This window comes from Microtetraspora malaysiensis (assembly GCF_050947145.1).
GTDB classification, from domain to species: domain Bacteria; phylum Actinomycetota; class Actinomycetes; order Streptosporangiales; family Streptosporangiaceae; genus Microtetraspora_A; species Microtetraspora_A malaysiensis.
This window is the reverse complement of the sequence record NZ_CP191998.1, coordinates 93,408-115,501: the sequence shown is the minus strand read 5'-3', so window position 1 is coordinate 115,501 and position 22,094 is coordinate 93,408. Positions and strand designations below refer to the sequence as shown.

Annotated in this window: 18 protein-coding genes, 1 tRNA gene and 1 pseudogene; 13 read left to right on the top strand and 7 right to left on the bottom strand. The window is 69.9% G+C overall.

Annotated elements, in window-relative coordinates; genetic code table 11:
• Positions 1–17: 17 nt before the first annotated feature.
• Positions 18–656, top strand: a complete 639-nt coding sequence (locus ACQP1V_RS00600; protein ID WP_433426139.1) for a GOLPH3/VPS74 family protein — start codon at positions 18–20, stop codon at positions 654–656.
• Positions 657–714: 58 nt separating this feature from the next.
• Here the strand turns inward: ACQP1V_RS00600 and ACQP1V_RS00595 are convergent, their stop codons facing one another.
• A complete protein-coding gene (locus ACQP1V_RS00595) occupies positions 715–1,947 on the bottom strand; it encodes an LCP family protein (protein WP_433417679.1) in 1,233 nt (410 codons plus the stop codon).
• Between the two features lie 263 nt (positions 1,948–2,210).
• Between ACQP1V_RS00595 and ACQP1V_RS00590 the strand changes: the two genes are divergently transcribed.
• Both ACQP1V_RS00590 and ACQP1V_RS00585 read left to right on the top strand, forming a co-directional pair.
• Positions 2,211–3,650: a hemolysin family protein gene (locus tag ACQP1V_RS00590; protein ID WP_433417677.1), complete on the top strand. Its 1,440-nt coding sequence runs from the start codon at positions 2,211–2,213 to the stop codon at positions 3,648–3,650.
• Entirely contained in the window at positions 3,647–4,651 is a 1,005-nt protein-coding gene (locus ACQP1V_RS00585) for a hemolysin family protein (protein WP_433417674.1), read from the top strand. The genes ACQP1V_RS00590 and ACQP1V_RS00585 overlap by 4 nt, the downstream gene beginning before the upstream one ends.
• Before the next feature lie 14 nt (positions 4,652–4,665).
• On the opposite strand, the gene ACQP1V_RS00580 is transcribed toward ACQP1V_RS00585, so the two are convergent.
• The gene (locus ACQP1V_RS00580; protein ID WP_433417671.1) at positions 4,666–5,808 is read right to left on the bottom strand and encodes an MFS transporter; all 1,143 of its coding nucleotides are present in this window, start codon (positions 5,806–5,808) and stop codon (positions 4,666–4,668) included.
• 491 nt (positions 5,809–6,299) lie between these two features.
• On the opposite strand from ACQP1V_RS00580, the pseudogene ACQP1V_RS00575 reads away from it, so the two are divergent.
• Positions 6,300–7,094 (top strand): annotated as a pseudogene (locus tag ACQP1V_RS00575) (IS5 family transposase); the annotation flags it as partial.
• 374 nt (positions 7,095–7,468) lie between these two features.
• Here the strand turns inward: ACQP1V_RS00575 and ACQP1V_RS00570 are convergent.
• Positions 7,469–7,554: transfer RNA gene (locus ACQP1V_RS00570), tRNA-Leu, on the bottom strand.
• A gap of 105 nt (positions 7,555–7,659) precedes the next feature.
• On the opposite strand from ACQP1V_RS00570, the gene ACQP1V_RS00565 reads away from it, so the two are divergent.
• The 7 genes from ACQP1V_RS00565 (at position 7,660) to pknB (ending at position 16,367) form a co-directional block, all read left to right on the top strand.
• A complete protein-coding gene (locus tag ACQP1V_RS00565) occupies positions 7,660–8,400 on the top strand; it encodes an FhaA domain-containing protein (protein ID WP_433417668.1) in 741 nt (246 codons plus the stop codon).
• Positions 8,401–8,417: 17 nt separating this feature from the next.
• Entirely contained in the window at positions 8,418–8,882 is a 465-nt protein-coding gene (locus ACQP1V_RS00560) for an FHA domain-containing protein FhaB/FipA (protein WP_067138291.1), read from the top strand.
• Positions 8,879–10,162 (top strand): PP2C family protein-serine/threonine phosphatase, encoded by a 1,284-nt coding sequence (locus ACQP1V_RS00555; RefSeq protein ID WP_433417665.1) that lies wholly within the window; start codon positions 8,879–8,881, stop codon positions 10,160–10,162. The genes ACQP1V_RS00560 and ACQP1V_RS00555 overlap by 4 nt, the downstream gene beginning before the upstream one ends.
• Before the next feature lie 26 nt (positions 10,163–10,188).
• Entirely contained in the window at positions 10,189–11,538 is a 1,350-nt protein-coding gene (locus ACQP1V_RS00550) for an FtsW/RodA/SpoVE family cell cycle protein (protein ID WP_433426137.1), read from the top strand.
• Positions 11,535–12,995 carry a peptidoglycan D,D-transpeptidase FtsI family protein gene (locus ACQP1V_RS00545; RefSeq protein WP_433417664.1) on the top strand — a complete coding sequence of 487 codons (1,461 nt, stop codon included), beginning with the start codon at positions 11,535–11,537 and terminating at the stop codon, positions 12,993–12,995. The genes ACQP1V_RS00550 and ACQP1V_RS00545 overlap by 4 nt, the downstream gene beginning before the upstream one ends.
• Positions 12,992–14,434 (top strand): protein kinase domain-containing protein, encoded by a 1,443-nt coding sequence (locus ACQP1V_RS00540; protein ID WP_433417661.1) that lies wholly within the window; start codon positions 12,992–12,994, stop codon positions 14,432–14,434. The genes ACQP1V_RS00545 and ACQP1V_RS00540 overlap by 4 nt, the downstream gene beginning before the upstream one ends.
• A 67-nt stretch (positions 14,435–14,501) precedes the next feature.
• Positions 14,502–16,367, top strand: coding sequence for a Stk1 family PASTA domain-containing Ser/Thr kinase (gene pknB, locus ACQP1V_RS00535; protein WP_433417660.1), 1,866 nt, complete (start codon positions 14,502–14,504; stop codon positions 16,365–16,367).
• Between the two features lie 188 nt (positions 16,368–16,555).
• Here pknB and ACQP1V_RS00530 read toward each other — a convergent pair whose 3' ends face one another.
• Complete coding sequence (locus ACQP1V_RS00530) at positions 16,556–17,143, bottom strand: anthranilate synthase component II (RefSeq protein WP_387417124.1); 588 nt, start codon at positions 17,141–17,143, stop codon at positions 16,556–16,558.
• Positions 17,144–17,190: 47 nt separating this feature from the next.
• Here ACQP1V_RS00530 and ACQP1V_RS00525 point away from each other — a divergent pair, with 47 nt between their 5' ends.
• Positions 17,191–17,436: a cell division protein CrgA gene (locus ACQP1V_RS00525; protein WP_433220576.1), complete on the top strand. Its 246-nt coding sequence runs from the start codon at positions 17,191–17,193 to the stop codon at positions 17,434–17,436.
• A 43-nt stretch (positions 17,437–17,479) separates the two neighbouring features.
• Here ACQP1V_RS00525 and ACQP1V_RS00520 read toward each other — a convergent pair whose 3' ends face one another.
• Both ACQP1V_RS00520 and ACQP1V_RS00515 read right to left on the bottom strand, forming a co-directional pair.
• A complete protein-coding gene (locus ACQP1V_RS00520; RefSeq protein ID WP_387417126.1) occupies positions 17,480–18,337 on the bottom strand; it encodes a rhomboid family intramembrane serine protease in 858 nt (285 codons plus the stop codon).
• Positions 18,338–18,388: 51 nt separating this feature from the next.
• Positions 18,389–18,919 carry a peptidylprolyl isomerase gene (locus ACQP1V_RS00515; protein ID WP_433417656.1) on the bottom strand — a complete coding sequence of 177 codons (531 nt, stop codon included), beginning with the start codon at positions 18,917–18,919 and terminating at the stop codon, positions 18,389–18,391.
• Positions 18,920–19,145: 226 nt separating this feature from the next.
• On the opposite strand from ACQP1V_RS00515, the gene ACQP1V_RS00510 reads away from it, so the two are divergent.
• Complete coding sequence (locus ACQP1V_RS00510) at positions 19,146–19,664, top strand: YtxH domain-containing protein (protein ID WP_433417653.1); 519 nt, start codon at positions 19,146–19,148, stop codon at positions 19,662–19,664.
• Between the two features lie 115 nt (positions 19,665–19,779).
• On the opposite strand, the gene ACQP1V_RS00505 is transcribed toward ACQP1V_RS00510, so the two are convergent.
• On the bottom strand, positions 19,780–22,056 hold the full coding sequence (locus ACQP1V_RS00505; protein ID WP_433417650.1) for a HelD family protein: 2,277 nt from the start codon (positions 22,054–22,056) through the stop codon (positions 19,780–19,782).
• Between the last annotated feature and the right edge of the window lie 38 nt (positions 22,057–22,094).

Genomic DNA, 22,094 nt, shown 5'->3' with positions numbered 1-22,094 from the left:
AGGGTCGAGACGTGATAATGACGATCGCCGAGGAAATCCTCCTCCTCGCCTACCGCGAGGACACCGGCAAGCCGCAGATCGGCTCGATCGAGCTGGACGCGGCGGTCGCCGGCGCCGTACTGGCCGAACTGGCGGTGAACAACCGCATCGATCTCGACGGCAAGGCCGTCGTGGCGAAGGACGCCGCCCCGCTGGACGACGCCGAGCTGGACGCGGCCCTCGCCCGCATCGCCGGGGAGACCAGGCGGCGCAAGCCCGAGTGGTGGGTGGGCAAGCTCGACTCCCGTAAGCTCCGGGGCCGCCTGCTGTCCCGCCTCGCCGAGCGCGGCGTCCTGTCCGAGGAGCAGACGAAGGTCCTCGGGATCTTCCCCTCGACCCGCTATCCCGAGCTCGACCCCGCGCCCGAGCGTGAGCTCCGGCAGCGGGTCCAAAGCGTCTTCGACGGCGCGACGCCGGACGAGCGCACCGGCGTCCTCATCGCCGTGCTGCACGCGGCCAAGCTCGACCGCAAGGCGTTCCCCGACGCCCCGCGGCAGCGGATCAAGGAGATCGCCGAGGGCGAGTGGGCGGGCGCCGCGGTGCGGACGACGATCGCGTCCATCCACGCCGCCGTCGCCGCGGGAGCCATCGCCGCGGCCGTGGCCGCCACCAGCTGACCGCCCCGCTCCGCCTCGCGGTACGACGCCGGTCCGGGCCCCTCGCGGGGCCCGGCGGCTACTTGGTGATGGTGTCCTTCGGCGCGGGCTTGTCCTGGGCCAGCGCCTCGAAGAGGCGGTTGGCCTTCGCGGTGTCCCACTTGACGACCGAGGCGCCGTTGATCGTGGGGAAGCCGCTGGTCGGGACGCCGGTGGCGATCGGGCCATCCTTCATCGCGAGGCCGACCGAAAGCAGGTCGAACAGTCCGCTCCCCGGGTCGACGGCCACCGACTCGGCGGCGCTCAGGCCCAGCGGCACGGACGTGAACGGGTTGAGGAGGGTGCCCGGGCTCGCCGCCTTCTGCACCACAGCCGAGAAGAACTGGCGCTGCCGCTGGGTCCGCTCGAAGTCCGGGATCGCGCCGGTCGCCCGGGTGCGGACGTAGCCGAGGGCGGTGCCCCCGTCCATGTCCTGGCAGCCCTTCTTCAGGTTGATGCCGGCCTTGGGGTCCTTGATGTTCTGCTTCACGCAGATGTTGACCCCGCCTATCGCGTCGACGATGCCGACGAACCCGCCGAACCCGATCTCCATGTAGTGGTCGATCCTGATGCCGGTGACCCGCTCGACCGTCTTGGCGAGCAGCTCCGGCCCTCCGAAGGCGTACGCGGCGTTGAGCTTGTCGCTGCCGTGCCCCTCGATCGGGACGTACGAGTCGCGGGGGAGGCTGACCAGGGTGGGCCGCCCGTCCCCCTCGGGGATGTGCAGCAGCATCATCGTGTCGGTGCGCTTGCCGACCGCCTTGCCGGTGGCCAGCTTCTTGCGCTGGGCCCGGGTCAGGCCCTCACGGCTGTCCGAGCCGACGAGGAGCCAGTCCTGGCCGGGCGTGGCCGCGGGCCGGCCCGAGTACTCGGACAGCGACTCCACCGGCCGCAGCTTGGAACTGATCATGAAATACATGGCTACGGCGGCGATGATGAGCACCACCAGCAGGCCCGCGACGACCTTGACGACGGTCCGGCCGATCCGCCTGGGCTTCCTGGGGCGGCCCTCGACGACCGTGCGGTCGCCTCCGCCGCCACCCTCGCCCCCACTGCCGTGCAGCGGGCGGACCGCGCTCGTTCCCGCTCGCGGCTTGCCGTACACGCGGCCGCGCGAGGCGGACGACGACGCCTGCAGCGGTTCCTGGCCGAACGGCGTCCCCGCTCCTCCCACAGGCTGCGCCGGACGGCCGCCGGGCGGGATGCCGGGGACGGGCGGCCGGGCGGTGCCGGGCGTGCGCATGGCCCTCGTCGGGTCGTCGTCCTGGCCCACGTCTTCTCCCCTGCCGCTCAGCGTTACTGCCGGAATCCACGCCGTAAACCCAAGAGAGCGCGGGCGCGACACCAAGGTTTCCCCTGGAACGTACCCAGAAGAGCCCTAAGAGCTCAATAAAGGCATTGGGGGAAACACTTCGGCACATTCAGCCGTTACGGTGGTAGACCCCTACACGAAAGGACGGTCGTGTCCGCTTCGGACTCGTGGAGTACCTGCCCGTGCTCAGGCACGGGATCTTACCGCCCCCGGGCAGGCGCCCGATGAGCATTGCCCTCGGCCTCCTGGCCGTACTGGTCCTCACTCTCCTGACCGGATTCTTCGTCGCACAGGAGTTCGCGTTCGTCGCGGCGGACCGGACGGTCCTCCGCGAGCAGAAAGACGACGCGGCCGCCCAGCGCGCTTTCGAGGTGACCGGTCGCCTCTCGTTCATGCTCTCCGGCGCCCAGCTCGGGATCACCGTCACCACCCTTCTGGTCGGCTTCCTCGCCCAACCGGCCATCTCCGACGTCGTCCGCGACCCCCTGGGGAACGCGGGCGTCCCGGCCGCCGTGGTGCCCGGCCTGTCCGTGGCGCTGGGCATCGTCATCGCCACGATCGTCCAGATGGTCATCGGCGAGCTCGCGCCGAAGAACCTGGGCATCGCCCGGCCGGAACCCGTCGCGAAGTTCCTGGCCCGCCCGACGCTGGTCTATCTGAAGGTCGCCGGCCCCCTGATCCACCTGTTCGACTCGGCCGCGACCCGGCTCGTACGGCTCGCCGGCATCGAGCCCGTCGAGGAACTGGAACACGGCGCCACCCCCGAGGAGCTGTCCCGCATCGTGGCCGAGTCCGCCGCCTCGGGCGAGCTGCCGCCCCGCCTGGCCGAACTGCTCGAACGGGCGCTCTCCTTCGGCGACCGCACGGCCGAGGACGTGATGGTCCCCCGGCCGCGCGTCATCTCGCTCCGCTCCGGCCGCCGCGTTCGCGACCTGCTCGACGCCGTACGCGACCACGGACACTCGCGCTACCCCGTGCTCGGCACCGACGGCGACGACGTCGTGGGCGTCACCGGCCTCTCCGAGCTGCTCAAGGCCGGCCTGTCCGACGATGCCCCGGTGACCGCGATCACGCGCGCGCCGGTGCTCGTGCCCGCGACGCTGCCGCTGCCCGCGCTGCTTCAGCGGCTGCGCACCGCGGACGAGAGGTTCGCCTGCGTCATCGACGAGTACGGCGGCCTGGCCGGGATCGTCTCCGTCGAGGACCTCGCCGAGGAACTCGTCGGCGAGCTGGTGGACGAGAACGACCCTGAGCCTCTCGGCGTGATCCCCAACGCGGACGGCTCCTGGAATGTGCCCGCCGCTCTCCGGCTCGACGAGGTCGGGCGGGCCACGGGCGTCCAGCTCCCCGAGAGCGAGGACTACGAGACCGTGGCCGGCCTGGTCCTCGCGTCCCTCGGCCGGATGACCGAGCCGGGCGACGAGATCACCGTCCCGGTCGAGCAGGAGGCCGACCCCTTCGCGGAGGCCGACGAGAAGCTCGCCGTGATCACCGTCCTGTCGCTGCAGCGCCGGGTCCCCGGCTGGGTGCGGCTCTCGCTCCAGGAGGAGACTCCCCCCGAGGCGGAGGAGGATCCCGAGCCGGAGCACGCCCCCCGGCGCCACCACAGGGACTACGCCCCCGGCCTGTTCTCGGCCCTGCTTCAGGGGGATCGGTCCGCGTGAACGAGATAGCGGCAATCCTCCTCGGCGTCGTCCTCCTCGTGGCCAACGGCTTCTTCGTCGCCGCCGAGTTCGCGGTCGTGTCGGCCAAGCGGCACCGGCTTGAGGAGCTCGCCTCCTCCGGCGGCCGGCTCACCAAGATCACCGCACGCATGGCCGTACGCGGCGCCCGCGAGCTCTCGATCATGCTGGCCGGCGCGCAGCTCGGCATCACGCTGTGCTCGCTCGGGCTCGGCATGGTGGCCGAGCCGGCCATCGAGCACCTGCTCGAACCGGTCCTCGTCCTGCTGCCCGCGACCGCGCGCACGCCCGTCGCGTACGTGATAGCCCTCGCGCTGGTGACCTTCCTCCACATGGTCGTGGGGGAGATGGCGCCCAAGTCCTTGGCACTCACCCACCCCGAGAAGACGGCGATGGGCCTGGCGCTGCCGTTCCGCGGCTTCGCGTGGCTGGTCCGCCCGATCCTCGCGGCGCTGAACGCCATGACCAACGGACTGCTCCGCCTGTTCAAGGTCCACCCGAAGGACGAGCTCGCCACCACCCGCACGCCGCACCAGCTCGCCCTGCTCGTCGCCGAGTCGGGCCGGATGGGCATGCTCGACCGGGACGAGCACAACCTGCTCACCCGCGCGCTGCGTGTCCACCTGCAGCCGGTGGAGCGGCTCATGGTGCCGATCGAGCACGCCGCCACCGTCCCCGCCGGCGCCGACGACCAGGTCGTACGGGACACCGTGGCGGCCACCGGCGACCTGCGGATGCTGGTCGTCTCGCCGGAGTCCGTCGTGGGCGTGCTGCACGTGCGCGACACGCTCATGCAGCCGGGACGGCGTCCCGAGGAGCTGGCCACGCCCGTTCCGCGGCTCGCCCCGAGCACCAGCATCTCCGACGCGGTCGCCGTTCTTCAGGAGGCCCATGCCCAGATCGGCCTGGTGACCGACGAGAGCGGCATAGTCGTAGGAATGGTCAGCCTGCCCGCCCTCATCGGCCAGCTCCTGACCTCCTAGGAGTCAGACACGACCTAGCCTCCTGACGGCGTCGCCGCGGCGGCGGCGACGGCGAGCGCCCCCGCCACCGCGAAAGCGGCCGCGAACCCGGAACCGGAGATGAACAGTCCCATCACCCCCGGGGTCGCGGCCGCGACGAGGTTCTGCGCGGTGTTCTGCGCGCCCAGCGCGCGGCCGGCCCAGAACGTCCCCGCGAGCTCTGAGACGGCCGTGAAGGCCAGTCCGTTGCCGCTCATCGAGATCACCAGGGCCGCCAGCAGAAGAGCGGCGCTGAGGCCGTTTCCGGCCTGTACAGCCCCCGCCAGGAGGGCCATCACCGCCCCGTTGACCAGAGCCAGCCGCCGCATCGGGCCCACCCGGCTGCCGACCAGATCCGACCAGCGGCCGCACAGCAGGCGCCCGGCCGCGCCGGCGAACTGGGCCACCGCCACCACCCTCGCCGCGGTGCCGAGATCCCAGTGCCGCTCGGACACCAAGTAGGTGACGGCGAACCCCGCCGTAACGAACTGCGGGACGACGAGCAGCATGCTCGCGCCGTGCACCCGCCACAGGGCCGCCACCGTGTACGGCGACGAGGTCCGCGTCCCCGGCGCCACGGGCGGCCGGGGCGGGTCCACCACCATCAGGCCGACGGCGACCGCCGTGACCAGGCAGATCGCGGCCATGACGAGGAGCGCGGCGGTGACGTGCGCCACGGCGGGGGTGACCAGCCCGGCCACCGCGACGCCGAGCGGCTGCGCCGCCTGCCGCCAGCCCATGGCGAAACCGCGCCGTTCCTTGGGGAACCAGCCGAGGACCACCCGCCCGCTGGACGCGTTCGCCGACGCCCCCGACGCGCCGGCGAGCGCCAGCAGCGCCGCCAGCACGCCGGGATGGGCGGCGAACGCGGCGGCGACGAGGAATCCGCCCGCCAGGCCGAGACCGGCGGTCATCGCGAGCCGCTCGCCGTACCGGTCGGCGACCCAGCCCCAGGCGATCAGCGTGAACAGCATGCCCGCGCTCGGAGCGCCCACGAGCAGCCCCGCCTCGGCCAGCGTCAGCCCCTTCTCCTCCTGGAAGGCCGGCAGGAGGAACGGCAGGCCGTACATGAACACGCAGCCCGCCGCCTGGGCGGCCACGCCGAGGCCCAGCATGGTCCAGCGGTTCGGAGTCCTCATGCCGGCAGCATAAGGACTATCTCATTAAACAAGACATCTTCGATCACATAGTGAGACACATGGCAAAGAACACTGATCATCCAATTACCAGTGGATCGAAAGCCGCGCTCCAGAGAGTTCGATCAGCCCGCATCGGGCCGGGGTCGCGCGTCTCCCGGAACGTGGAGGAGACCGGCCCGCATGCTCGCGTAGACGGCGGTGCCGGGCTCAAGACGGCGATGACGCCCCCGGCGGCGGTCCGCCCCGGCCTCGTGCCTGAACCGAAATCCGTGAGAGCCTGCTGACAAAGGATTTGGCCGCTGAGGCCGGGGCCAGGTATGCCCCGGTCGGGGCCGTCTTCACTGATACGCCTGCGGACAGGAACGGGCTCCTGGTAGCTGAGGTGTTGTCTACGCAACTCGGCGGCCAGGAGCCCGTGGTTGTCTGTTTACACGCCCGTGTCCGTGAGCGCCAGTGGTTGCGCCTCACCGGGGTGCCGATGTCATGACCGGATGCCGGCCTATCCGTCGGATCTGACCGATGCCGAGTGGGGAGTGCTGGCAGGCGAGGCGCGGGCGGTGATGGCCGAGTTGGTCGCGACCACGGGCAGGCCGATGGTCCATGATCTGCGGGCGGTGCTGGACGCGATCGGGTATGTGGCCCGGTACGGGATCGAGTGGCGGGCCCTGCCGGTCGACTTCCCCCCGCATGAGGCGGTGTATGCGTTCTTCCTGCGGTGGTCCCGGCGCGGTCTGCCCGAACGGCTCGCCGGGCGATTACGCGGCCGCCTGCGGGTCATGGCCGGGCGCGGAGAGCTGCCGACAGCCGGCTGTATCGACTCCCAGACGGTCAGGGCAGCCGAGACCGTCCCGGCCGCGGACTGCGGTTACGACGGGGGCAAGAAGCTGAAGGGGCAGAAGCGGCATATCGCGGTCGACACGCTCGGATTGCTCCTGTGCGTGATCGTCACCGCCGCGTCGGTCCAAGACCGTGATGGCGCACACCCGTTGCTGGCTCGGCTGCGGGAGAAGTTCTCCACCATCACGCTGGTGTGGGCGGACGGCGGTTACGCCGGACGCCTGCTGAGCTGGGCCAGGCAGGTCCTCGGCCTGGCTGTCACCATCGTCAAGCGCTCGGACGATATCCGCGGCTTCGTCGTCCTGCCCCGCAGGTGGGTGGTGGAAAGAACGTTCGCCTGGCTGGCCCGTTACCGTCGGCTCGTCCGGATCTACGAACGCAAGCCCGGACACCACGAAGCCATGATCTGGTGGGCCACCGTGCATCAGATGACCCGCCGCCTGACCCGTGAACTCGCAGGCCAACCGCCCCATGGCCGCTGGGGAGGCCCGCCTGCGCTTCCTGACCTGTCCAGTCCGGACCGGCGCGGCAAGGTCTGCGAACTCCTGGCCGCCCAGCCTTGGCGGGCCTGGAAAGGGGCCGAGTTGGCCGCCATCCTCGGGGTCGAGAACGTCAACAGCTTCCGTGTCCAACTGTCCCAATGGTCACACCAGGGCTACATCAACAAGATCGGACCAGCTCTCTATGGCCCCATGCCCACGCGCACTTAAGCCTTTGTCAGCAGGCTCTGAGACTCGTTTCCGTTAAACCAACGAGACCCCGGAAAAAACGAAAAGACCCTGGGGTGGGAAGCTTGGCTTCCGACCGACCAAGGTCTGTCGTTTGGTGGGCAAGGGGGGAGTTGAACCCCCACGTCCTTTCGGACACACGGACCTGAACCGTGCGCGTCTGCCATTCCGCCACTTGCCCTAGCGGGTGCCCCATCGCTGGGTGCCTGGAAAGGTTAGCACGTATCCGCCGTTACTACCGAACCCGGATACGATCCCTCTAGACGATGGAGGAAGGAGGTACCCGGTGGGAGTCCTTCAGCGCTTCGAGCGCAGGCTCGAAGGCTTGGTTGAGGGGGCCTTTGCACGGGCGTTCAAGTCTGACCTTCAGCCGGTCGAGGTCGCCAGCGCCGTCCAGCGAGAGATGGACGAGCGGGCCGCGATCGTCGCCCAGGGTCGCACGCTCGTACCGAACGACTTCGTGGTGGAGCTGTCCACGACCGACAGCGAGCGGCTGGAGGTGTACGCCGACAGCATCGGCCACGAGCTCGCAAACCTCGCCAGGGAGTACGCCAAGGAGCAGGGGTACTCATTCGTAGGACCTGTCCGGGTGCGTTTCGAGACCGCCGACGACCTCGCGGTCGGGCTGTTCAGGATCCGGTCGGGCGTCATCCGTGGCGCGACGGTGGAGCAGGACGAGATCCGTCAGCCGGTCAGCGACACGCCTCCGCCGCGATCGGGGATGTTCGGCGGCCGCCCCCGGCTGCTCGTTTCCACCCAGGACGACCCGCAGGGCCAGCGTTCGTACGAGCTGACCACACCGGTGACGCTGCTCGGCCGCGGCACCGATTGTGATCTTCGACTGGTCGATCCGGGCGTATCACGGCATCATGCCGAACTACGTGTTGAAGGGCAGCAGGTCGTGCTCGTCGATCTGGGGTCCACGAACGGCACCTTCGTCAACGGCCAGCCGATCCGCAGGATCGAGATGCAGGACGGGACGAGGGTGACACTGGGGCGCACGACCCTGGTGTTCCGGCGAGATTAGAGGTAGACAGACGGTCCATGTCCGAGCTCACGCTGCTGCTGATCCGGCTCGCCTTCCTGGCGTTGCTGTGGTTCTTTGTGATTGCCGCGGTCGGCGTGATCCGGACAGACTTGTTCGGTGCACGCACGGCCCCCGCGCCGGCACGGAAACCAACCAAGGCACCGAAACCAGTGTCCAAACCCAAGAGGGGGGAACCACGTCAGATGGTCGTCACGGGTGGCCCCCTTCAAGGGACCGTCATCGACCTTACGGAGACGCCAATCAGCATCGGCCGGGCGACAGACGCCACGCTGGTGCTGAGCGACGACTACGCTTCGAGCCGGCATGCCCGGCTCTTCCCACAGGACGGCCAGTGGATCGTGGAAGATCTCGGTTCGACCAACGGCACGTACCTTGACCGCTCCAAAGTGACCCGCCCGACGCCGGTGCCTCTCGGAGTTCCGATTCGCATCGGCAAGACCGTCATCGAATTGCGCAAATGACAATCGCACTCCGTTACGCTGCCCGCTCGGACGTCGGCCTCCTCCGCGAAGGGAACGAGGACTCGGCGTACGCGAGCGGACGCCTGCTGGCCGTCGCCGACGGCATGGGCGGGCACGCACACGGCGAGGTGGCCAGCTCGGTCGCCATCGCCGCCATGTCGTCCCTCGATCACTCCAGGGACGCCTTCGGGGGTGACCTGCTCAGCGACATCGACGCGGCAGTCCGGGAGGCGAACCGTCAACTGCACGCGATGGTCGCCCGGGACCCGAGCCTCAAAGGCATGGGCACCACGCTGACCGCGATGCTTTGGAGCGGCGCGAGGTTCGCCCTGATCCACGTCGGTGACTCACGCGCGTACATGCTGCGCAACGAGGAGCTGTACCAGATCACCCACGACCACACGCTCGTGCAGTCGCTGGTGGACGACGGCCGCATCACGCTGGAAGAGGCCGCCAACCATCCGCAACGCTCGATCCTGCTGCGTGCGCTCGACGGCAGCGGCGAGGTCGATCCCGACCTGCAGGACCGGGAGGCCCAGGTGGGCGACCGGTACCTGCTGTGTTCGGACGGCCTGTCCGCCGTGGTCGGCGCCGAAACCCTGCACCACACCCTCAGCACGGTGGCCGACCCCGAGGACGTCGTCCGGCAGCTCATCGACCTGGCCAACAGGGGCGGCGGGCCGGACAACATCACCTGCGTGGTCGCCGACGTGATCGAGGTGGACGACGCTCAGCCGCCGATGTACGCGGCGGCCGTGGTCGGGGCGGCCGGCTCGGGACGGCTGCGATCGGGCCCGCCGGACGCCCCGCCCGGCCGGGCCTCCATGGCCACCGTGCCCCAACCGGTCATCGTGGACGAGGATCTCGACGACAACCCAGCGCCGGAGGCCCAGGCCTCCGGCCGCCGGGCCAAGAAACGTCGAGTCTGGCCCTTTCGGGTCACCTCGTTCGTGATTGTCGCCGCCGTGCTCGGGCTCGGCGGCTATTTCGGCTATGAGTGGACTCAGGACCAGTACTACGTCGGCGCCGACGGAGACCAGCTCGTGGTCTTCCGCGGCGTCGACGCGGAACTGGGCCCCGTCTCCTTCAAGAAGGTCGCCTACACCGACGACGCGCCGGTCTCCTCGCTCAGCGCGGCCCAGCAGGACCAGATACGCAGCGGCATCCCGGTCGACGATCTCGCGGCCGGGATAAAGACCATAAAGAACTTCAGCGGCGAGGGTCCACCGCACACAACCCCGTCACCGTCACCGTCACCGTCACCGGGATCCGGTAAGTGAGTTCAGCGGAAGCCACCCCCGTCCCCATGACCGCGAAGCGGCGTGGAGCGCAGCTCGCCATGCTCGCCTTCGCCGTGGTCGTCGTCATGTGCGCGTACGCCGGTGTGGGTCTGGGCATCGACGGCACGATCCCCGCCGGCATGCTGACCTACGGCCTCGGCCTGGGCGCGCTCATGCTCGCGGCCTATCTCGTGCTCGCCAAGTGGGCACCATGGGCCGACCCTCTGATTCTCCCGCTGGTGACCCTGGTCAACGGCATCGGCCTGGTGATGATCTACCGGATCGAGCAGACCGGCCAGGCCGGAGCCTCGGCCACCACCCAGCTCATGTGGACGGCGCTCGGCGTCGTGATGTTCTCCGCGACATTGATCGTGTTGAAGGACCATCGCGCCTTGCAGCGCCTCACATACACCGCGGGCTTCGCCGGGCTCGCGTTGCTGCTGCTCCCGCTGCTGCCGTTCATCGGCAAGGAGATCAACGGCGCCCGCATCTGGGTGGGCGTCGGCCCCTTCTCCATCCAGCCGTCCGAGTTCGCCAAGATCGCGCTGGTCATCTTCTTCGCCGGCTACCTCGTCGCCAAGCGGGACGTGCTCGCCCTCGCCGGGCGCCGCCTGCTCTTCATCGACCTGCCGCGCGCCCGCGACCTCGGCCCCGTCCTCATCACGTGGGCCGTCAGCCTGGGCGTCCTCGTCATGCAGAAGGACCTCGGCAGCTCGCTGCTGCTGTTCGGCGCCTTCATCGCGATGCTGTACATCGCGACCCAGCGCACCTCGTGGGTGCTCATCGGCGCCCTGCTGTTCATCGGCGGCGCCGTGCTGGCCGGGCAGGTCTTCAGCCACGTCGAGGCCCGCTTCGACGGCTGGCTGAACGCCAGCTCGCAGGAGATGTACTACCGCGAGTTCGGCAGCACCTTCCAGCTCATGCAGGGCCTGTTCGCGATCGGCTCCGGCGGTATCCTCGGCACCGGGCTCGGCCAGGGATACCCGAGAGAGATCCCGCTGTCGTTCTCCGACTTCATTTTCACCGCCACGGGCGAGGAGCTCGGCCTCACCGGCCTGATGGCCCTCCTCATGGTCTACGCGCTGATCGTCCAGCGAGGGCTACGTACTGCGTTCGCGGCCCGCGACCCGTTCTCCAAGCTCCTCGCGGGCGGCCTGTCCTTCATCCTGGCCTGGCAGGTGTTCATCATCGTCGGCGGCGTGACCCGGCTGATCCCGCTGACCGGCCTGGTCACCCCATTCATGTCGGCGGGCGGCTCGGCGCTGCTCGCTAACTGGATGCTTATCGCGCTGCTGGTACGCATGTCAGACGCGGCGCGCAAGCCGCCGCCGCAGGCGATCCAGGACGAAGGGCTCACCCAGGTGATGCAGCGATGAACAGCCCACTCAAGCGCGTCGCGGTCGCCTGCTTCGTGATGTTCGGCCTGCTCATGGCCAACGTGACCTATCTCGGTGCCGTCCAGGCGGACGGCCTGCGCACGGATCCCCGGAACCAGCGGTCCTTCTACGCGCGGTACGCCGTCGACCGTGGGTGGATCACCGCGGACAACGGCAAGGTCACCCTGGCCAAGAGCGTGGACACTGGCAATCGCAAATTCCGGTTCGAGCGGGAGTACCCCGAGGGCAAGCCCTTCGCACACGTCGTCGGCTTCTTCGCGCCGGAGAGCTCCTCGGGCATCGAGGGGGCCGAGGGGCGCTACCTCGACGGCAGCCACCCCGACCTGGTGGTGCGCCGCGCCATCGACCTGGTCAGCGGCAAGCCGCACAAGGGCGCCAACGTCGACCTCACGCTGAACGCCAAGGCGCAGAAGGTCGCGTACAAGGACCTGGCGAACACCGGGAAGCGGGGCGCGGTCGTGGCGCTCAACCCGAAGACGGGCGCGGTGCTCACGATGGTGTCCGTGCCGTCGTACGACCCGAACCCGCTCGCGGTGGCCGACAAGAAGAAGGTCAACGACGCGTACAACAAGCTCGACGCGGACAAGACGAACAAGCCGCTGCTCAACCGGGCGATCGGCCTCACCTACGCGCCGGGCTCGACGTTCAAGACGGTCACGTCGGCGGCGTTCCTGATGGACGACCAGTCGCGCGACGTGAACACGATAGTGAACGCGCCGGACGCGCTGCCGCTGCCCGGCACCAACATCTCGCTGCCGAACTACCACGGCGAGTCCTGCGGCGGCCGCGCGACGCTGCTGTCCGCCTACACGATCTCCTGCAACACGCCGTTCGCCGACGTCGCAATGGAGATGGGGTACGACAAGCTGAAGGAGCAGGCCGAGAAGTTCGGCATCGGCACCCCGCTGAGCATCCCGCTGGGCGTCACGAAGAGCGACATCGGCCCGGACGAGGGCAAGGCCGCCCTCGCCATGACCGCCATCGGCCAGCGCAGCAACCAGATGACCCCGCTGCAGATGGCGATGGTCGCGGCCGGCATCGCGAACCGGGGCACGGTCATGAAGCCGTACCTGGTCAACAAGATCACCGGCCCGGACGGCGGCGAGATCGACACCACCAACCCCGAAGAGATGAGCGAGGCGGTGACCCCCGAGGTCGCGGCCGAGCTCACCACGATGATGATCAACGTGGTGCGGAACGGCACCGGCCGGGCCGCCGGTCTGCCGAACACCACGGTCGCCGGCAAGACCGGCACCGCGGAGACCGCCCCCGGCAAGCCGTCGCACGCGTGGTTCATCTCGTTCGCCCCCGCCGAGGACCCGAAGGTCGCGGTCGCGGTCTTCGTCGAGTCCGGCAGCGCGGGCAACGACGCGACCGGCGGCGCCATCGCGGCCCCGATCGCGCACGACGTCATGCAGGCGGTGCTCGGTCAGTGACATCGGGCAACCCCGTTCTAGGCGGCCGCTATCGCCTGCGGTCCCGCATCGCCGCGGGCGGCATGGGCGAGGTGTGGCAGGCCACGGACCAGCTTCTCGGCCGCGAGGTGGCGGTGAAGCTGCTGCGGCAGCACATGGCCGCCGACCCGGCCTTCCGTGAGCGGTTCCGGAACGAGGCGCGCATCACCGCGGGGCTGACCGACCCGGGGGTCGCCCAGGTCTTCGACTACGGCGAGAGCGACGGGGTCGCCTACCTCATCATGGAGCTGGTGTCGGGCGAGCCGCTGTCGGGCATCCTGGGCCGCCACGGCACGCTCAGCCCGGAGATCACGCTCGACGTGGTCGGGCAGGTGGCCAAGGCGCTGCACTCCGCGCACCAGGCGGGGATCATCCACCGCGACATCAAGCCGGGCAACCTGCTCATCACCGAGGCCGGGACCGTCAAGGTGACCGACTTCGGCATCGCCCGGGCGCTGGAGGCCGCCCCGGTGACCCAGAGCGGTGTCGTGCTCGGCACCGCGCAGTACGTCAGTCCCGAGCAGGCGTCCGGCGAACGGCTGACCCCGGCCACCGACATCTATTCCCTCGGCGTCGTCGCGTACGAGTGCCTGGCCGGGCGTCCGCCCTTCGACGGCGAGACCCAGGTCGCGATCGCCCTGCACCACCTGTACGACGCGCCGCCGCCGCTGCCCGCCTCGGTGCCCGCGCCCGTGCGCGAGCTGGTTCTCGCCATGCTGGCGAAGGACCCGCAGGCGCGCCCGGCCGGTACGCGCGAGCTGGCCGAACGGGCCATCGCGATCCGCGAGTCGCTGACCGACGCGCACACCGTCATGCTGGGGACGCTGACCGACCCTTCGTGGTTCGCGGTGGGCGGGGCTTCCGGCGCCTCCTCCGCGCGCGGCCCCGCAACCCCACAGTTGGGCGCGTCTCCGGCTTCTCGGCCGGCCGCGCCCGCCACCTCGGCCGGTCCGAGACGCCCGGCCACCGAGCCGCAGGCGCCCCGGCGTGCCACCGCACCGGTGAGGCGCCGTCGCAGGCGGGTCACGACCGTGGTCTTCGCCACGGCGGGGTGCGCGGCGGCCGTCGGCCTCGGCGCCCTCGTGGTACGCGGCATGCAGGCGCCGCGTCCGCCGGAGGAGCGTGCGACCTTGGTCACCGACCCGACTCCGACGGTCCAACCCCCCGCGCCGCGTCCGTCCAGGTCAGTGGCACCGGTGGCGCCGCCGCCCCGTCCGCGGCCGACGTCACCCCGGCCGACCCCTTCGGCGTCGGCTACCGTAAGTACGTCGGCTTCGCCCACCCGGAAGCCGACGCCATCCCCGACGCACACCCCGCAGAGAACCCCGACACCTACCCCCACACCCACCCCGACGCCAAGTGAGATTCAACCTTCCGCACCCTCCCCAACTCCCGCTAACTCGTCTAATACGGAGACGTGATGCGAAAAGGGGTCGATGATGGACACCGGCGGCACCCCAAGATGAACGGCAAGGGACAGTGCAGGAAATGACTCAGCCTCGGCTTCTCGGTGGTCGCTATGAACTCGACGGTGTTGTCGGGCGCGGCGGCATGGCCGAGGTGTATCGCGCCCGGGACATCCGGCTGGACCGTATTGTCGCGATCAAGACACTCCGCTCGGACCTGGCCAGGGACCCCACCTTCCAGGCCAGGTTCCGCCGGGAGGCTCAGTCGGCGGCCTCGCTGAACCATCCGTCCATCATCGCCGTGTACGACACGGGCGAGGACACGATGGACAACACGCACGTGCCGTACATCGTGATGGAGTTCGTGGACGGGCGGACGCTGCGCGACCTGCTGCGCGCGGACCGGCGGCTGCTGCCCGAGCGGGCGATGGAGCTGGTCGACGGCATCCTGCGGGCGCTGGACTACAGCCACCGCGGCGGCATCGTCCACCGGGACATCAAGCCGGCGAACATCATGCTGACGCTCAGCGGCGAGGTCAAGGTCATGGACTTCGGCATCGCCCGGGCGATGGCCTCGTCCGAGGCCACCATGACGCAGACCGCCCAGGTGATCGGCACCGCACAGTACCTTTCGCCGGAGCAGGCCCGTGGCGAGCGCGTGGACGCCCGCAGCGACATCTACTCCACCGGCTGCGTGCTGTACGAGCTGCTGACCGGGCAGCCGCCCTTCACCGGCGACTCCCCGGTCGCGATCGCGTACCAGCACGTGCGTGAGGATCCGATCCCGCCGTCCGGCATCGACCACGAGATCCCCCAGTGGGCCGACGCGATCGTCCTCAAGGCCATGGCCAAGGACCCGGCCAACCGCTATCAGAGCGCGTCCGAGATGCGCGCGGACATCCAGCGCGTGATGTCCGGCATGCCGGTCGATCCGCAGACGATGGCGATGGCCACCCACCACGGCTCGTTCGGCCCGGCCGACCGCACCCGCACCATGACCAGTGCGGGCGGCCAGATGGGCGCGCCGCAGGGCACCCGGGCGATCCCGCAGTACGACTACGGGCCCGAGGAGCGCGACGGCGGACGGTACGACGGGCGCAGGCGCAGCAAGAGCGGGAACACCGGGCTGAAGACCGCCGCGTGGATCCTGGTCCCGCTGCTGGTGATCGGCGCGTTCGTCGGCATCGGGTACAAGTTCCTGAGCTCGGGTGACTCGGGCGCCGGCGGCACCATCAAGGTTCCGACCGTGGTGGGCCAGACCAAGCAGGCGGCCGAGAAGGCCCTGCAGGACCAGGGTCTCAAGGCCACCATCAAGGAGGAGTTCAGCGACGACGCCGAGAAGGGCTCGGTGATCAGCACTGACCCGATCGGCGGCACGGAGGTCGCCCCGAACTCGGCGGTCACCGTCACCGTCTCCAAGGGGCCCGAGCAGGTCGAGGTCCCCAACCTCATCGGCAAGACGTTCGAGGAGGCCAAGGTCGAGCTGGACGCGTTGGGTCTCAAGGCCAGCAGGGTCGACAAGCCGTCCAGCCAGCCACAGGGGAAGATCTTCGAGACCAGCCCGAAGGCGGGCAAGCAGGTCGCCAAGAACAGCTCGGTGCGGCTCTACCTGCCGAAGGAGGCCATCGAGGTCCCCAGCGTGCTCGGCCTCACTCTCAAGGACGCCAGGGCGACGCTGGAGGGCGCGGGCTTCCCGGTCAGGGTCTCGAAGCAGTCGAGCGACGTGGTTCCCTCTGGGAACGTCATCGCGCAGACTCCGGACGCAGGGGCCAGGCTCCAGTCCGGCACGACGATCACGCTGACGGTCTCCACCGGCCCCAGCCAGCAGCAGCCGCAGCCGAACGACACACCGAGCGACCAGGTCACCGAGCCGCCGACGGACGACGGCGGCATGGACGACGGCGGCGGCATCGACCTGCCCGACGGCGACAACCCGTTCGGTAACTGACGCCGTCCGGCATCGCGTAGCACGAGAGGAGGCCCGCTCATCAGAGCGGGCCTCTTTTTCTGCCTGCCTGCGGGAGATCGCGGTCGGGTGTGGAACCGGCTGTCGTCCAGAAACATGGAGAGGGCTTCCGCCACTCGGGGGCAATGGCGGAAGCCCTCGTCTGTTAGTCGTGTCCGGGGGTGGAAGCGTTACACGATCTGGCTGAGCCAGTTGCCGAGGAGCCGGTGGCCGTGCTCGGACAGGATGGACTCGGGGTGGAACTGGATGCCCTCGATGGGGGCGTCGCGGTGGCGCAGGCCCATGACGACGCCCTCGGGCGTGGTGGCGCTGACCTCGAGCGCGAGCGGCACGTCGATCACGGCGAGGGAGTGGTAGCGCGTCATGGTGACCGGTGAGGGGATGCCGGCGAAGACGCCTTTCCCGTCGTGGTCGATCTGGCTGGTGCGGCCGTGCATGAGTTCGGGGGCGCGGCCGACGGTGCCGCCGTACGCGACGGCGATGGCCTGGTGGCCGAGGCAGACGCCGAGCAGGGGGAGGCCGCGTTCCGCGCAGTGGCGGACCATGGGGACGCTGACTCCGGCGGCTTCCGGGGTGCCGGGGCCGGGGGAGACGAGCACGCCGTCGTACCGGTCGGCGTCGTCCACAGTGACGTCGTCGCGGGGCCGGACATCGCAGTCGGCTCCGAGTTCGCGCAGGTACTGCACGATGGTGTGGACAAAGCTGTCGTGGTTGTCCACCACGAGGACACGTACGGGGAATCGCGGTCGGTCGACCATGCAGACTATCCTTACTCGGAACTGCGCCCACTAACGAGGGAACTGCCGTGCCGAAGTCCAAGACCCGTAAGAAGGCCGTCTACACGCCGCCGCAGAAGGCGCAGACGGTGAACGTCAGCCCCCGGTGGCTCGCTCCGCTGATGGTCGTGTGCTGGATCCTCGGGATCGCCTGGATCGCGGTGTACTACATCGCGCCGGACATGCCGGGTCTGGGGGCCCTCGGCAACTGGAACCTGCTGATCGGTTTCGGTGCGATCATCTTCGGTGTGATCCTTTCCACACGCTGGCGCTGACGACGATCGTTGTCCACAGGCTTATCCACACCTGTGGACGAGATCACGCGATTACGCCGTACGGCGGGAATGTCAGCAGGATCACCGCCATGATCGCGAGCAAAGCGACGACGGCGGAGAGCTGGACGGCGTTCCGGGATCGGCGCGGCGCGTAGACGAAGGCGGCCGCGACGATGGTGCCGGTCACCAGGCCGCCGAGGTGGCCCTGCCAGCTGATCCCGGAGACGACGAAGGTCAGGACGACGTTGATCCCGATCAGCCAGAGGACGCCGCGGGCGTCGAAGCCGAGCTTCCTGGACACCACGAAGAGCGCGCCGAACATGCCGTAGATCGCGCCGGAAGCGCCGACGGCCAGTTCGCCGAAGAGGTAGACGGCGACCGAGCCTCCGAGCGCGGAGAGCAGGTACAGCGCGGCGAAGCGGAGGGAGCCGAGCCGCCGTTCCAGCTCGGGGCCGATGGCGTACAGCGCCCACATGTTGAAGAGGATGTGGGACAGGGACCAGCTGGACGTCAGCGGGGCGTGCAGGAACGCTCCGGTGATGAGGCGCCACCACTCGCCTTGGTAGATCCCGTAGGACCACGTCGCGAAGCGCCCGATGACCCCTTCGGGGTCGGCGATCTCGGCGAGGTAGGCGAGCACGTTGATGATCAGCAGGGCCCAGGTCACACGTGGTTTGGTGACCACGGCCCCGCCGAACATCGCGCGGGCGGGCCGGACGCTGCGGTTGCCCTGCTCAACGCATTCGACGCACTGGTGGCCGACGGCGGCGTCGCGCATGCAGTCAGGGCAGATGGAGCGCTCGCAGCGCTGGCATCGCACGTAGGTCTCGCGCTCCGGGTGGCGGTAGCAGGTCGGTGCGGCTTCCGCCCCCGGGTGCATCGGCGGTGGCTGGGAGGTCATGGGGTCCTTCCGAAGGGCGTGTCCACGACCCCCCAGCTTATAAGCCGATTTTCACGAACGCTCGATGGTGACTTCCTCGATCACCACGTCGTTGACGGGCCGGTCCTGCCGGCCGGTCGGGGTCTTGGCGATGGAGTCGACGACCTCGGTGCCCTCGATGACCTCGCCGAAGATGGTGTGGCCCTGGTTGAGGTGCGGCGTGGGGCCGACCGTGATGAAGAACTGCGAGCCGTTGGTGCCCTTGCCGAAGCGCTTGCCGGCGTTGGCCATGGCGAGCAGGTAGGGCCGGTTGAAGTTGTTCTCCGGGTGGATCTCGTCGTCGAAGTCGTAGCCGGGGCCGCCGATGCCCTGGCCGAGCGGGTCGCCGCCCTGGATCATGAACCCGTTGATGACGCGGTGGAAGATCGTGCCGTCGTACAGCTTGGCGGTGGTCTTCTCGCCGGTCGCGGGGTGGGTCCACTCCCGGGTGCCTTCGGCCAGCTCGACGAAGTTGCGCACGGTCTTCGGCGCCAGGAACGGGAAGAGCTTGATCCGGATGGTGCCGTGATTGGTGCGAAGGTTCGCGATGAGGTTCTCAGCCACGAGGGCCGCCCCCTTTTCGTGCAGGTTTCGGTTGTCCGTTGAACTTCGGTGAACAGCGTATCGACCCCGCCTGGGGAGGCGGCGTCATGATTGAGCCGCTTTGACACGGGAAGAGGGTCGTCACGGGGCCCCAACAACGGGGAGGTTTGTCGTGTCCCTGACACTCAGAAGGAACCGCGTCAGCGTACAGATGCCGCGGGGGGGACTGGGCCGCATAAAGGGCCGCATGCAGGTCCAGATGCGTCCGATGGTCAGCAAGATGAGCCCGATCACGGAAAAGGTCAGCCCGATGGTGGGCAAGGTGACGCCCATGATGGGCAAGGTGCCCCCGATGATGGGGAACGCGCGCGACGTCACCGCGACCCGCATCACCGACGCCCGCGTGTGGGTGGCGCCGAAGCTGGAGCAGGCCGCGTGCACCGTCGAGGACCAGATCGCCCCTCGCGTGAGCTCGTTCCTCCACGAAGCGGCCCGGCGGGTCGAACCCGAATCCTTCGCCCGGCCCCGGCGCCGCTGGCCGATGCTGATGCTGTTCGCCGGTCTGGCGATCGGCGTGGCCGGCGCGCTGATGTACCGGAACAAGTCCGGCCGGTGGGCCGAGAGCACGAGGGAGACCACGGCCGAGACCACCAGGTGGGCCGGCGAGAAGGTCGAGCAGGCCGGTGCCAGGGCCGGTGGCAAGGCACAGCAGGCCGCCACGAAGGCCGGCGGCAAGGCCGACGAGATCGCGGGCAAGATCCAATAGTGCGTACGGCCGGCGCTCCGGCGCCGGCCGCTGCCACCCGCGGGCCGGCGCCTCAGGGCGCGCGGCCCGTTCTCGTTTCCCGGACCGTGCCGGGCGTTCCGCACAGCGCCCCGGTTCAGCCCGTCGTCCGCCGGTCGTCGCGGGCCAGCCGGGCGAGTATGCCGGGCAGGTCGCCGTCGTGCAGCACGGTGAGCCGCCGGGTGGCCCTGGTGATCGCGACGTACAGGTCCTGGCCGCCTTTGGGCGACTGCGTGAGGATCTCGGCGGGCCGGACGACCACCACCGCGTCGAACTCCAGGCCCTTGCACCGGTTCACGGTGAGCACGGCGACCGGTGCCTCCAGCGGGTCGTCGCCCTCCGGGGGGAAGAGCGCGGCGATCTCCGAGTGCCGGGCGTCGGGGGTGAGCACCGCGAGCCGGCCGTCCCCGATCGCCTCCAGCTCCTCCTCGACCAGGGCGCGCAGGTCCGTCCTCTCGTACGGCACGGCACGCGGGCGCGCCTCGCCGTCCCGTACTGAGACGGGAGGCTCCTGCTCCGGGGCGACCGCCTTCAGCACGTCGGCGGCGACGTCCATGATCTCCACGGGCGTCCGGTAGTTCACCAGCAGCCGCTCCTCGCGCCAGCGGCCCGCGACGTACGGGTCGAGCATCTCGGCCCAGGAGCGGGCTCCGGCGGCGGATCCGGTCTGGGCGATGTCGCCGACCACGGTGAGGGACCGGGCCGGGATCCGGCGCATGACGGCGCGCCAGGCCATCGCGGACAGCTCCTGCGCCTCGTCCACGATCACGTGTCCGTACGCCCAGGAGCGGTCGGCCAGCGCCCGCTGGGCGGTGGTCACGACCGGACCGCCGTCGTGGTGCCGGGCGGCGAGGGCGGTGGCGTCCATCAGCTCGGTGAGGTCGGCGATCTCCAGCACGCCCCTGGCGTAGGCCTCCTCGTCGTCGCGTTCCTCGGCCGCCGCCCGCTCGCGCGCCTTGGCCTCAGCGTCGTCCTCGCCGAGGAGCTCGGCGGCCTCGTCGAGCAGGGGCACGTCCCCGATCGTCCAGGGGGAGCCCGCCGGGCGGAGCAGCGCGTCACGCTCCTCGTCGCGGAGCAGGCCGGCCGTCGCGGCGCGCAGCCGGTCCGGATCCGAGAGGAGCTCACCGACCAGCCGTTCCGGCGTCAGGTACGGCCACAGCTCCTCCAGCGCCGCCCGCACCGACGCCTGCCCCCAGAGCGCCTCGCGCGCGTAGCGCAGGTCCTCCTCGTCGTACGGCCGGTCGAGTTGCCTGGCCTCGTCCACGGCGAGGCCCATGAGCACCTTGTTGACGAAGGTCCGGCGGGCCATGTTGTGCGGCCGGCCGAGGGCGCGGGCCCGGTCGCGGGCGCGCACGCAGGCGTCGTGGTCGAGGCTCAGAGCCATCCGCTCGACGACGACCTCGACTCCGCCGCGGATGGACGTGCGGACGTCGATCAGGACCTCCAGGTCGCCGTCCGGGACGCACTGGCGGTCGCGTACGGCGGCCTCGATCACCTCGGCCGTCCGCAGGTCGCCCTTGACCGAGGCGACGGCCGGAGCGTCGTCCACGGTGGCGTGGATGCCGCGGTGGAGCTCGCCGACGCTGGACAGGACGACCTCGGTCTCGCCGAGCGAGGGCAGCACCTGGCTGATGTAGCGGCTGAACATGGCGTTCGGGCCGATCACGAGCACGCCTCGGCGTTCCAGCGTGGTGCGGTGCGCGTAGAGGAGGTAGGCCGCCCGGTGGAGGGCGGCGACGGTCTTGCCGGTACCCGGCCCTCCCTGGACCACGAGCGCCCCGCCCAGGCCGGACCGGATCACCCGGTCCTGCTCGGTCTGGATCGTGGCGACGACGTCGCCCATCCGCCCGGTGCGACCGCGGCGCAGCGCCGCCATCAGGGCCGCCTCGCCGACAAGGTTGTTGCGGTCGCGGTCGTCCATCCGGTCGAGGTCGAAGACCTCGTCGTCCAGCCCGGTGACGGCACGGCCGCGGGTGTGGATGTGCCGGCGGCGGACGAGGGCGCCCGGGTCGCTGGGGCTGGCAACGTAGAACGGCCGGGCCGCGGGGGCCCGCCAGTCGATGAGGACGGAGTCGTGTTCGTCGTCGCGCAGCCCGATCCGGCCGATGTAGTAGGTCTCGCCGCCGGAGTCGTCGATCCGGCCGAAGCACAGGCCGCGTTCGACGCTGGAGAGCTGCGTGACGCGCCGGAACTGCTCGTCCGCGGAGACCTCGCGCTCGATGCGGGCCTGGCGGGTGCCGCCGGACCCGCCACGGGCCAGGACCGTGGTCAGCGCCGCTTCGGCGCGTCCCCGTACGGTGTCGAGCCGGTCGTAGAGCATGGAGACGTAGGACTGTTCTTCCTGGAGCGCTTGCGCGACTTGACCACTCGCCATGGTTTTGGTACGATCCTATCGTTGGGTGTTTTGTTTGC

Excerpts from the sequence above, each read along its gene's own strand:
- ACQP1V_RS00600 (WP_433426139.1), top strand. The coding sequence starts at position 18 with ATGACGATCGCCGAGGAAATCCTCCTCCTCGCCTACCGCGAGGACACC.
- ACQP1V_RS00590 (WP_433417677.1), top strand. The coding sequence starts at position 2,211 with ATGAGCATTGCCCTCGGCCTCCTGGCCGTACTGGTCCTCACTCTCCTG.
- ACQP1V_RS00580 (WP_433417671.1), bottom strand. The coding sequence starts at position 5,808 with ATGAGGACTCCGAACCGCTGGACCATGCTGGGCCTCGGCGTGGCCGCC.
- ACQP1V_RS00560 (WP_067138291.1), top strand. The coding sequence starts at position 8,418 with ATGTCCGAGCTCACGCTGCTGCTGATCCGGCTCGCCTTCCTGGCGTTG.
- ACQP1V_RS00555 (WP_433417665.1), top strand. The coding sequence starts at position 8,879 with ATGACAATCGCACTCCGTTACGCTGCCCGCTCGGACGTCGGCCTCCTC.
- ACQP1V_RS00550 (WP_433426137.1), top strand. The coding sequence starts at position 10,189 with ATGACCGCGAAGCGGCGTGGAGCGCAGCTCGCCATGCTCGCCTTCGCC.
- ACQP1V_RS00545 (WP_433417664.1), top strand. The coding sequence starts at position 11,535 with ATGAACAGCCCACTCAAGCGCGTCGCGGTCGCCTGCTTCGTGATGTTC.
- pknB (WP_433417660.1), top strand. The coding sequence starts at position 14,502 with ATGACTCAGCCTCGGCTTCTCGGTGGTCGCTATGAACTCGACGGTGTT.
- ACQP1V_RS00530 (WP_387417124.1), bottom strand. The coding sequence starts at position 17,143 with ATGGTCGACCGACCGCGATTCCCCGTACGTGTCCTCGTGGTGGACAAC.
- ACQP1V_RS00520 (WP_387417126.1), bottom strand. The coding sequence starts at position 18,337 with ATGACCTCCCAGCCACCGCCGATGCACCCGGGGGCGGAAGCCGCACCG.
- ACQP1V_RS00510 (WP_433417653.1), top strand. The coding sequence starts at position 19,146 with ATGCAGGTCCAGATGCGTCCGATGGTCAGCAAGATGAGCCCGATCACG.
- ACQP1V_RS00505 (WP_433417650.1), bottom strand. The coding sequence starts at position 22,056 with ATGGCGAGTGGTCAAGTCGCGCAAGCGCTCCAGGAAGAACAGTCCTAC.